An 11,436-nucleotide genomic window follows, 5' to 3' on the forward strand; every position below is an offset into this window, starting at 1 on the left:
TAAAAAAACAGAGTTGCAGGGTTCAGGGGAGTTATGCAAAAATGAAATCGTAAAAGTGGATGGGAATATTTCACAATGACTGTGAAAAATGAAACAGTAGATTACTCGAAAACTCTTTATTTACCACAAACAAATTTTCCTATGCGTGCAGGGTTGCCGCAAAAAGAGCTTGAATTGATAGAGCGGTGGGAGGATATGGGGCTTTATGCGCAGTTGCGACATCAAGCAAAAGATCGCCCATTTTACATTCTTCATGATGGTCCGCCTTATGCAAATGGACATATTCATATTGGCCATGCTTTGAACAAAGTTTTAAAGGATGTGATTGTTCGTTCATTCCAAATGCGCGGTTTTAATGCAAATTACGTTCCTGGTTGGGACTGCCATGGACTTCCGATTGAATGGAAGATTGAAGAAAAATATCGTGCACAAGGGAAAAATAAGGATGATGTACCTCTTAATGAGTTTCGTCAAGAATGCCGTGAATTTGCACAACATTGGATAACTGTTCAAAGTGAAGAATTTAAACGCCTTGGCGTTGTTGGTGATTTTAAGTCACCCTATACCACCATGGCTTTTCATGCAGAAGCGCGCATTGCCGGTGAATTGATGAAATTTGCTCTGTCAGATCAAATTTATCGCGGTTCAAAGCCTGTGATGTGGTCTGTTGTGGAGCGAACGGCTCTGGCAGAGGCAGAGATTGAATATCATGATCATGAATCAGAGGTTATTTGGGTTAAGTTTCCTATTTTAAAAACAGATTCTAGCGATTTGTATGACGCTTATGTCGTGATTTGGACAACAACTCCGTGGACAATTCCTGGTAACCGTGCTGTGAGTTATTCGTCGCAGATTTCTTACGGTGTTTATGAAGTTGAAAGTGCAGAAAATGATTTTGGTCCTCAAGCTGGAGAAAAACTTCTCTTTGCTGATGCATTGGCTGTGAGCTGTGCGGAAAAAGCAAAACTTGTTTTGAAGCGTTTACGTGTTGTTTCTGCTGATGAGCTTAAAACACTTATTCTTTCTCATCCACTTAAAGGTTTGGCTGGAGGGTATAATTATAAGATTCCGTTGCTTGATGGTTCGCATGTAACAGAGAGTGCTGGTACAGGTTTTGTTCATACAGCGCCAAGCCATGGGCGTGAGGATTTTGAAATTTGGAATGTTTATAAGCCTTTATTGGAGCAGGCGGGGATTGATTCATCTATACCATTTCCTGTTGATGATGCTGGTTTTTATACGAAGGATGTTCCTGGTTTGGGGCCGGATCGTCAAGAGGGACCAGCACGCGTTATTGATGATAATGGAAAAATGGGAAATGCCAATAGAGAAGTTATTAACGCTTTAATAAAAGCTGATCGATTGTTTGCACGTGGTCGTTTAAAGCATTCCTACCCTCATAGCTGGCGTTCAAAAAAGCCGGTTATTTTCCGTAATACACCGCAATGGTTTATTTCAATGGATAAAGATCTTGGAGATGGATCAACTTTACGCAGCCGTGCTCTAGAAGCCGTTTCGATGACACGTTTTGTTCCTCCTTCTGGGCAAAACCGTTTAGCTTCTATGATAGCAGAGCGTCCTGATTGGGTTCTTTCTCGCCAGCGGTCTTGGGGAGTCCCTATTTGTATTTTTGCCAATGAAGATGGTGTTGTTCTGAAAGATGAGTGTGTGAATGCGCGTATTTTGCAGGCTTTTGAAGCAGAAGGAGCAGATGCATGGTTTTCTGAAGGAGCGCGTGAGCGTTTTTTAGGTGATCGTGCACAGGAGTCTTGGGTTCAGGTTTTTGATATTCTTGATGTTTGGTTTGATTCTGGAGCAAGCCATAGTTTTGTATTAGAAGATCGGGCTGATTTAAAATGGCCTGCCGATGTTTATTTTGAAGGGTCTGATCAACATCGTGGGTGGTTTCAGTCCTCTCTTTTGGAAAGCTGTGGTACACGCGCTTGTTCTCCTTATAAGGCGGTAATTACGCACGGTTTTACTTTGGATGAAAATGGCAAGAAAATGTCTAAATCCTTGGGGAACACGGTTGTTCCACAAGAGATCATTAAAACATCTGGTGCGGATATTTTTCGTCTTTGGGTCATGACGACGGATTATTGGGAAGATCAGCGTTTAGGCAAAAAAATTCTTCAAACAAATGTAGATTCATATCGTAAATTACGCAATGCAATTCGTTGGATGCTTGGGACGTTGGCGTATGATGAAGGAGAGGAAATAGCTTATTGCGGACTACCAGATCTGGAAAAACTTATATTGCATCGGCTTTTTGAACTCGATCAATTGATTAATCGAGCTTATGATGAGTTTGATTTCAAAAAGATTATGCGTGCATTGCTGGATTTTTCGATCATTGAATTATCAGCATTTTATTTTGATATTCGCAAAGATTCTCTTTATTGTGATGCTCCTTCATCAACAAAGCGTAAAGCTTCTTTGCAGGTTGTTCGTGAGGTTTTTAAACGAATGGTCACATGGCTTGCACCCATGTTGCCTTTTACAATGGAAGAGGCTTGGTTGGAACGTTATCCTGAAAGCCAATCCGTGCATCTAGAACAGTTTTGTTCTGTGCAAAAGGAATGGCAGAACGAATCTTTGGCTGAACGTTGGAAAAAGGTGAAACAGGTTCGTAAAGTTGTGACGGGGGCTTTAGAGCTTGAACGCGCTGATAAGCGTATTGGATCATCTTTAGAAGCTGCACCTATTGTTTTTATTTCTAATCCAGCTTTATTGGAGGCATTGGAGAGCTTAGATATGGCAGAAATTTGCATCACCAGTGCTTTAACAATTAAACCGCATGCACCACCTGAGGATGCTTTTACTCTGAGTGATGTTGAAGGTGTTGGTGTGTATCCGGAAAAGGCATTGGGGAAAAAATGTGCTAGGTCATGGCGTTATACACAAGATGTTGGGAGTGATCCAGCTTATCCTGATGTATCTGCTCGCGATGCAGAAGCTTTGCGGGAACTACAGATGCTTGGCAAGATTTAAAATTGAAATCAAGGCATAGAAATGCGGGGGGTGTAAAGAGCATTGTTATGGTTTGAATTCTGTCATTGATGCGGATAGCCTTTTATGGTAATAATGAAATCCGTTGTTTTTCCGTGGGGGGTAAGTTTGTGTAAGCCAGATCTCCAATAAATTGCGGGAAGATCGAACAGCCATATACTTTACTTAGGAAAATAGGATAAGCAGTGAAAAAGCGTGAAGTAAAAAGATTGCCAATAAGCATTTTAGGCATGTGCTTTATTTTAACAGGATGTGGTTTATCCGCTCCTACCTATGGTACAGATAAGCCGGTTTCATTGCAGTTTTTTGAAGATGTTGCTAACATTACTTCGCTAACACCGACGAATGACAATAGTCAGCTTGTGATGAAAGCACATCCAAAACTTGTGATACCAGATCCCAGCGCGCGCAGAGTTTTACCATTACCGCAGCAGGATAACTCTTTTAGTAGAACCGCAACATCAAGGCAGCATCTTGATGGAAATAGGGGGCTTGTTTTTTCCCAAAAAGCGTCATCAGTTAATGAGCATGCTAGTGCTGGTTCGGAAAGTATTTCACGGTTGAATACGAAGCAACGGCAGGAATATTTACGTCGTCAGAGAGCGCAAATTGGAAGTGCAAACTATCGTCGGTATCTCACTGAGCCACCTTTAAGTTATCGTCAACCAGCAAGGATTGCGCCTGTTGGTCCAGAAGTAAAAACGAAGCGTTAAAAGAGCGCGAGAGAAAAGGTGTATCCAAAACCGGTTTTGGTAAAAGGAAGAGCTATAACCAGAGAGTTCCAATATTTTTAGAGATGAGCCAGCGTTAAGAAGGGGAATTATTTTTAACGCCGCTTTTGTGCAAAAAAGTCTTTAAGAAGTTGAGCAGCTTCTTTTTCCTTGAAACCAGAATAGATCTCAGGTCTGTGATGACAGGTTGGTTGCTGATAAAAGCGTGGGCCGTGTTCGATAGCGCCTCCTTTGGCGTCATTTGTTGCATAATAAAGACGCCGTATACGTGCAAATGAAATGGCTGCAGTACACATAGCACAAGGTTCTAGTGTTACATAAAGATTGCAATCAGGGAGTCTTTCGCTTTGAAATATTTCACAAGCCATACGGATTACACGCATTTCAGCATGTCCGGTAGGATCATGTGAGGCTTTTATGGAGTTACCAGCGCGTGCAATAATTGTATTTCCGCATGTGATAACAGCACCTACGGGGATTTCGTCTTTTTTTCTTGCTTCTTGCGCTTCTAAAAGAGCTATTTCCATGGGAGTCAAAGTCATACTGTTCTTTCTACTGAAATAGAGGAAATCAAAAAGGCTTCATCATAAAGAAGACTGTTGCAAAAGGAATGTGCTATGATCCTTTGAGAGGAAGCATTATTTTTTTTATGTTTAAAATCAACTTGCAAGTAAACAAGTGTATTATTGTTGCTAAAGGATAGCAAATGATAAATGATTATGTTACTTCCCCTTTTAAGATAAGAGCTATAGTGCAGACAGGCAGTTTTCTGAACGTACGCAAAGAGATTGGTGTAAAGAACAAATGAAGGAAAACGGTGAGAGTGAGCGGATTGCTAAAAGATTAGCGCGTGCTGGTGTTGCCTCGCGTCGTGATGCAGAAATGATGATTTCTGCGGGTCGTGTTGTTGTTAATGGTAAAGTTGTGACGACTCCTGCTTTTAATGTTACCCGCTCTGATGTGATTAAAGTTGATGGCAAACCTTTATCTCCTATAGAGCGAACGCGGTTATGGCTCTACCACAAGCCGGCGGGTCTTGTCACCACGAACCGTGATCCTGAAGGGAGGCCAACAGTTTTTAGCAATTTGCCGAAAGGGATGCCTCGTGTTCTTTCTGTGGGTAGGCTTGACATTAACACGGAAGGGCTTTTGTTGTTAACCAATGACGGTGGTTTAGCACGTGTATTAGAGCTTCCTGTAACGGGATGGGTCCGCAAATATCGGGTTCGTGCTCATGGAAGAGTTAAACAAAGTGCTCTTGATAATCTTAAAAATGGCATTGCGATTGATGGTATTTTTTATGGTTCGATTGAAGCATCGATTGAACGTGAACAAGGGTCGAATCTATGGCTTTCTTTAGCTTTGCGTGAAGGAAAAAATCGTGAAATAAAAAATGTTCTTGGTGCATTGGGATTATCGGTTAATCGTTTAATTCGTATATCTTATGGTCCATTTCAGCTCTCTGATTTGGAAGAGGGAGCAGTTCGCGAGATAAAAGGTCGAATGTTACGTGATCAATTGGGTGAGCGTTTAATTATGCAAGCCAATGCAGATTTTGATTCTCCTATTCTGAAGCCCTTTTCAAATTCTGCGGTTGTTGCAGAAAAACAAAGTGAGAAAGATCTTGTTGTCACCAAGGGGAATTGGATTTTTTCGAGTGGAAGAGATGTGCAACGTAAGCTACGAGGCGGTTCTGTGAAGCATGATCAAACACGATTGGGGACAAAATCTGATGAGAAATTTACGTGTAAGGATAAGAGCGAGGAGCGAAAAGCAGAACGTATTTTGCCTCGTTCGCGCCGTTCTAATGTTTGGATGGCTCCTGGTGCACGCCCAAACAGTGGGCGTAAGAAGCCTTTTTACAGTGAAAATACCTCTCATGATCATAAAAGCAATTTAGGAGGTAAAAGAGCTTTCTATAAAGGTAAGAAAAAGCCAGCAGAGGTTCAGCTGGCCAAAGAGAAGAGCGTTCGTTTTGATCAAAAACGTGGTAAAAAACCTTATGGTGAGGAGCGTGTTGGTGGCAAGAAGGAGCGTTTTTTAAAGAAAGAAGAAAAGGTTGTGAAAGGCAATTATGATGAACGTTCTTTTGAGAATAAGCGTAGGGCTAAAACATTTGATGGTTCCATGAAAAAATCTAAAGCGTATAGTAGTGATGCAAAAACAGCCAAAAGATTTGGAGGACCACGTGCGGATCGTCGGCGGTAAGTTTGCCGGACGTGTTTTGTTTGCGCCTGTGGGGCAGTCAATTCGCCCAACGAGTGATCGTACGCGTGAAAGTCTTTTCAATATTCTTGCTAGTCGAGAAGAACAATTTTGGACCAATAAACGCATTCTGGATCTTTTTGCTGGTACGGGTGCTTTAGGTATAGAAGCTCTATCACGTGGTGCAAAAGCTGCGGTTTTTGTTGAAAATTCTGTTGAGGGACGTGGATTGCTTCAAAAAAATATTGAAACTTTTGAATTGCAATCGATTGGGCGTATTTTGCGTCGTGATGCAACAAAACTAGGCAATATTGGGACAATGCTTCCATTTGATGTTATTTGCGCAGATCCTCCCTATGGCCATTGTTTAGGCGAGCGTGCTTTTGTGGAGGCTCTGAGAGGTGGGTGGGCAAAAGCTGAGACACTCTTTGTGCTCGAAGAAAAGAAAGATGCGATTATTCATTTACCTGATATCTTTTATCTCGATGATGAGCGTTTTTATGGTGAGACAGCAATACGTCTCTATAAACTGCGATCATAACTTTAAACTTAAAAAAAATTCTTATTTTTATCTGATAGGATAAGAGAAATTATTCTATAAATCTTTCACGGGGGGAGGAGATAGTGTGATTTGTGCAATCAACAATGCGGATATTTGCGATGCAATTTATGCTCTTCGCTTACGTCTTAAAATACTTGACCTCATTAGAAAAGCAAAATCCGGCCACACAGCTAGTAGCCTTTCCTGTATTGATTTTATTTATATTTTATACAAATATATTCTTCAAATAACTCCAACGCGTATCCATGATAACAATCGCGACCGATATATTCAAAGTAAGGGACATGCAGTTGAAGCATTGTATATTGTATTATCAGAAATGGGTTATTTTGATCCTAAGCTTCTCGAGACTTATTTAAAATTTGGTTCAAATTTTATTGGACACGTAACCAAAAAAATTCCTGGTATTGAGCAAAGTACAGGTTCTCTCGGTCATGGCTTGTCTCTTGGTGCAGGAATGGCTCTTTCTGGACAGCTTAATTCTCAATCCTACCGTGTTTTTGTGCTTCTTGGTGATGGAGAAATGACAGAGGGATCTGTCTGGGAGGCTATATTATTTGCAGCGCACTATAAACTCAGCAATCTTATCGCAGTTATCGATAGAAATCGGCTACAAATTACTGATACGACTGATGTTTTAATGAAAACAGAGCCCTTAGCAGATAAATTTACAAGTTTTGGCTGGCATGTGGTCGAAATTGATGGTCATGATATTACACAACTGAAAAAATCCTTAAGCTCTCCTCCATTTCATAAGGACAAACCAACAGCAATACTGATGAACACAATAAAGGGGGGTGGCATTTCCATTATGGAAAATTACATACGCTGGCATCATAAAGTTCCAACAGATGAAGAATACAATATTGCTATCAATGAAATTCAAACAAAAATTCAATTAATGGGAAAATGAGCGTGGATATTCCTCATCAAAAAACGCAAACAGCTGTAAAATTTTCAAACCTCGAAATTATGAATAAAACCCTTATAAAAATAGCGCAATGTGATAAAGATACTGTTGTTCTGACAGCTGATTCACTCATATCTGGAAAGATTGATCAATTCGCAAAGCTCTATCCGGAACGTATTATAGAAGTTGGCATTGCTGAACAAAATTTGGTAGGGATTGCTGCTGGACTTGCTTCGTGTGGAAAAAAGCCATTTGTTGTTTCACAGGCCTGTTTTCTGACAACGCGTGCACTTGAACAAATAAAGGTAGATGTCGCTTATTGCGAAAACTCTGTTAGACTGATTGGTATTAGTGCTGGTATTAGCTATGGACCACTCGGGGCAACACATCATGCCATTTCTGATTTTGCTTCTCTTCGCGCTATTCCTAATATACGTATCATTGCTCCTGCTGATAATAAAGAAACAGAAGCTGCCATACTCTCTACTCTAAACAATCCTATGCCTGTTTATATACGTTTAGGAAAGCGTGCAGTGGAAAATATTCATGATGATGCTTCAAAAATCGATATTCACAAAGCTTCTATTATAAAAAAGGGAAAAGATATTCTTTTGCTTGCCACTGGAGAAACTGTCCAGATTTGTCTCGATGCTGCTGAGGAACTGCAAAAATATGAAATTATACCAACGATTGCAAGTGTGCCAACAATTCGACCTTTAGATGAGGAATCTATGCTAGAATTATGCAAGTCCCACAAATCTGTTGTTGTCTGTGAAGAACATAGTATCAATGGCGGATTTGGAGAAGCAATTGCGAGATTACTTATGGAACAGAGCATTGCATGCAAATTTATATCATTAGGAATACCAGATGAGCCAATTTGTAATGGAAGCCAATTAGAGGTTTTAGCAAATTATGGGATCAGTCGAGAGGGTATAACAAAAGCTGTATTAGCAATGAGATAATAAAACATTAAATTGCATCTGAATATATTCTCTAGCTCAAAACATCATAAATTATTGAGGATGCGAAGAAATAAGATATATAAGTCCATTAAATTTTCGCATTTTTATTTCCAATGAAACAAGCTTTTCTTTATTACTCAAAAGCATCTGTCCGCACTAAATTTTCGCGTGTAATTTCTTTGACCGCCTGTACACCAGTTAATGTCATAGCGACCCGCATTTCATTAGCAAAAAGATCAAGAAGCTGTGCAACACCTTTTTCACCTGCAGCTGCAAGAGCATAAACAAAAGCACGACCGATCATAACAGCGTCTGCACCTTGTGCTATCATGCGTACAACATCAAGACCAGAACGAACACCAGAATCCGCTAAAATGGTCAACTTGCCCTTTACAGCTTCCGCAATTGCTGGCAATGCGCGTGCAGTTGATAAGACACCATCGAGTTGACGACCACCATGATTGGAAACAACAAGACCATCAGCACCAAAGTGTACTGCTTCTTGTGCGTCTTCTGGATCAAGAATACCTTTCAGAATCATTTTGCCTTTCCAAAAGTCTCGAATCCATTGCAGATCACGCCAACCAATTGAGGGATCAAAATTAGCACCAAGCCAACCAACATAATCATCCAATGCAATCTTCTTTTGCAAATAGGTAGAAACATTTCCAAGATCATGTGGGCGCCCCATAACACCAACATTCCAAGCCCAATGCGGATGGGTAAAAGCTTGTAAAATACGACGTATTCCAGCATAAGGCCCAGACATTCCTGAATGTGCATCACGATAACGTGCACCAGGAACCGGCATATCAACTGTAAAGACTAAGGTGCGCACACCCGATTCCCAAGCCCGCTCTAATGCATCACGCATGAATCCACGATCTTTGAGAACGTAAAGTTGAAACCAAAATGCACTTCCAACGGCTTTCTGCACTTCTGCAATGGGGCACACGGAAACTGAGGATAGGGTAAAAGGAATACCTTTTGCAACGGCCGCACGTGCTGCTTGTACTTCACCACGGCGTGCATACATGCCTGTTAACCCAACGGGTGCAAGTATAATCGGCAAATTAAGTGTTTGATCAAAAAGCTTTGTTGAAAGATCAACCTCACCAATCTGTTTCAGAATTTTTTGACGTAATGCAAGTGCCTGAAGATCTGTACAATTTCGTCGCATTGTTTCCTCAGCATATGCTCCGCCATCAATATAGTGAAAAAGAAAAGGAGGAAGTCGACGTTTTGCTGCTTTGCGGTAATCAAATGTTGAGGAAATAATCATAATGGTACCATTGTTTCTGAATGAAAAGCGAAAACACCTTAAAATCAATAAAGATGAGCCCACGCACCTCCTCTTAAATGTTCTTACAGAACACAAAACTAAGTAAATATAAGTAACAGAGATTGCAATTCAAAAAAATCAATTGATAACAAAAATGACTTTATTTACCTTCTCTAGGGTTGTGAAAATTTCATCATATTTTTCAAAAATGGGGATGTTTTCTCTTATAACTAATATTTCTTTAAAAGATACTCCCCACAAAGATGCTTCATACTATAGGCCATAAGGTATAGAGTTAATCATTGTGTTTCCTACATAAAATAAAAGGGGCTGTTGCTAGAACTGAAAAGTAACCCGTTGAATACATCCAGCAATTTTTTAGTTATTTATCAACAGAAGAGGAAACATAAATAAAATCATCAAATTGTCGTTTGAATGAAAAAAGAGATATATTAAAAAAAGTGACAAATAATGCCAAATTCGAAAAAACTACTATTGTACTGTAAAAAACTTTTTTAATTTATAATGACATTAAAATATGGTGTACCTTCATTTAAAATGCTTAGATAACTTTAATCCCTGCGCTTGGTAATGTGATCCAGCATTTTGTCCATAAAGCTTTAACGGTCGATGAAGCATGTGTTCATATACTAAACGGCCAATAATTTGACCATGCTCTAAAATAAACGGAACTTCATGGCTGCGCACTTCCAAAACCGCTTTTGCCCCTTTTCCCCCCACTTCCATATGTCCAAATCCTGGATCAAAAAAACCTGCATAATGCACTCTAAATTCACCAACTAAGGGATCAAAAGGGGTCATTTCAGCTGCATAAAGTGGAGGAACATGGACAGCTTCTCGCGAAACCAAAATATAAAACTCATCAGGATCGAGAATGAGTTCTCTTTGACCACGGTCAAAAAGAGGTTCCCAAAAATCTAGAACGTGAGCAACAGCGTGTTTATCAATGTCAATAACACTTGTATGGCGTTTACCGCGATAGCCTACAAGTCCATTTTCATCCCCCTTTAAATTAATGGAAAGCCCAATACCACTCGTACTAATATTAGGCAGATCATCTGATATCAGCGTTTCGTTCCTATGCAAAACATGGAGTTCACTTTCATTTAAATAACTATGTCCTTTGCGAAACCTAAGTTGAGATAAACGTGAACCGGTACGCACCAAAATTGGAAATGTGCGTGGGCTAATTTCAAGATAAAGTGGACCGTGATAACCGGCACAAATCTTATCAAACTCTTGTGCATTATCTGTAATTACACGTGTAAAAATATCTAATCGTCCAGTAGAACTTTTAGGATTAGCGACGGCTGATAAAATTTCAGGTAAAGCCAAACTTTCTAAAAGAGGCACAATATAAACACAACCTGTTTCTAAGACTGCTCCATCTTGCAAATCAAATTCGTGCAATTTTAACCGTTCGAGCTTATCTAAAACTTTTACATCTGCTCCCGGCATAAAGGAAGCGCGTATACGATAGGCTTTGTTTCCTAAACGAAGATCAAGACTTGCAGGTTGTATTTGGGCTGTATCAAATGGACAAAGAGCTTTGAGAATGTCATTATCAATCAAAGCTTGTATATCATTATCTGCCAAAATACCGCTAACACGCGTCATATGTTTTGCCTTCCATTCTTACTTACTCTCTTTTGGAGTAGATAATTGAGTAGTACAAGATGTTTTAGAGCGATAAAAACACTTCTCCTTTGATTTTTCTTATTAATTATTCATATGAAAATATTATGAACAAT

At 39.9% G+C, this 11,436-nt stretch carries 9 protein-coding genes; 6 read left to right on the forward strand and 3 right to left on the reverse strand.

The window, feature by feature from the left end:
* The first annotated feature begins 75 nt into the window (after window positions 1-75).
* Window positions 76-2,991 (forward strand): isoleucine--tRNA ligase, encoded by a 2,916-nt coding sequence (gene ileS / locus ME1_RS05475; RefSeq protein ID WP_004864384.1) that lies wholly within the window; start codon window positions 76-78, stop codon window positions 2,989-2,991.
* A 203-nt stretch (window positions 2,992-3,194) separates the two neighbouring features.
* The gene (locus ME1_RS05480) at window positions 3,195-3,722 is read left to right on the forward strand and encodes a hypothetical protein (RefSeq protein ID WP_004864387.1); all 528 of its coding nucleotides are present in this window, start codon (window positions 3,195-3,197) and stop codon (window positions 3,720-3,722) included.
* 113 nt (window positions 3,723-3,835) lie between these two features.
* Here the strand turns inward: ME1_RS05480 and ME1_RS05485 are convergent, their stop codons facing one another.
* Window positions 3,836-4,282, reverse strand: a complete 447-nt coding sequence (locus tag ME1_RS05485; protein ID WP_004864389.1) for a nucleoside deaminase — start codon at window positions 4,280-4,282, stop codon at window positions 3,836-3,838.
* A 262-nt stretch (window positions 4,283-4,544) separates the two neighbouring features.
* Here ME1_RS05485 and ME1_RS05490 point away from each other — a divergent pair, with 262 nt between their 5' ends.
* The 4 genes from ME1_RS05490 to ME1_RS05505 all read left to right on the forward strand — a co-directional run bounded on the left by ME1_RS05490 (window position 4,545) and on the right by ME1_RS05505 (window position 8,382).
* A complete protein-coding gene (locus ME1_RS05490) occupies window positions 4,545-5,948 on the forward strand; it encodes a pseudouridine synthase (protein ID WP_004864390.1) in 1,404 nt (467 codons plus the stop codon).
* Window positions 5,929-6,486 carry a 16S rRNA (guanine(966)-N(2))-methyltransferase RsmD gene (gene rsmD, locus ME1_RS05495; protein ID WP_004864393.1) on the forward strand — a complete coding sequence of 186 codons (558 nt, stop codon included), beginning with the start codon at window positions 5,929-5,931 and terminating at the stop codon, window positions 6,484-6,486. The genes ME1_RS05490 and rsmD overlap by 20 nt, the downstream gene beginning before the upstream one ends.
* An 85-nt stretch (window positions 6,487-6,571) precedes the next feature.
* Entirely contained in the window at window positions 6,572-7,420 is an 849-nt protein-coding gene (locus ME1_RS05500; protein WP_004864394.1) for a transketolase, read from the forward strand.
* Window positions 7,417-8,382 carry a transketolase family protein gene (locus tag ME1_RS05505; protein WP_004864396.1) on the forward strand — a complete coding sequence of 322 codons (966 nt, stop codon included), beginning with the start codon at window positions 7,417-7,419 and terminating at the stop codon, window positions 8,380-8,382. The genes ME1_RS05500 and ME1_RS05505 overlap by 4 nt, the downstream gene beginning before the upstream one ends.
* Before the next feature lie 133 nt (window positions 8,383-8,515).
* Here ME1_RS05505 and lldD read toward each other — a convergent pair whose 3' ends face one another.
* Both lldD and ME1_RS05515 read right to left on the reverse strand, forming a co-directional pair.
* A complete protein-coding gene (lldD, locus tag ME1_RS05510) occupies window positions 8,516-9,664 on the reverse strand; it encodes an FMN-dependent L-lactate dehydrogenase LldD (RefSeq protein WP_035008846.1) in 1,149 nt (382 codons plus the stop codon).
* A 549-nt stretch (window positions 9,665-10,213) separates the two neighbouring features.
* The gene (locus ME1_RS05515; protein WP_004864399.1) at window positions 10,214-11,302 is read right to left on the reverse strand and encodes a 2'-deoxycytidine 5'-triphosphate deaminase; all 1,089 of its coding nucleotides are present in this window, start codon (window positions 11,300-11,302) and stop codon (window positions 10,214-10,216) included.
* Between the last annotated feature and the right edge of the window lie 134 nt (window positions 11,303-11,436).

Source organism: Bartonella vinsonii subsp. arupensis OK-94-513 (genome assembly GCF_000278235.1).
In the GTDB taxonomy this organism is placed as follows: Bacteria; Pseudomonadota; Alphaproteobacteria; order Rhizobiales; family Rhizobiaceae; genus Bartonella; species Bartonella arupensis.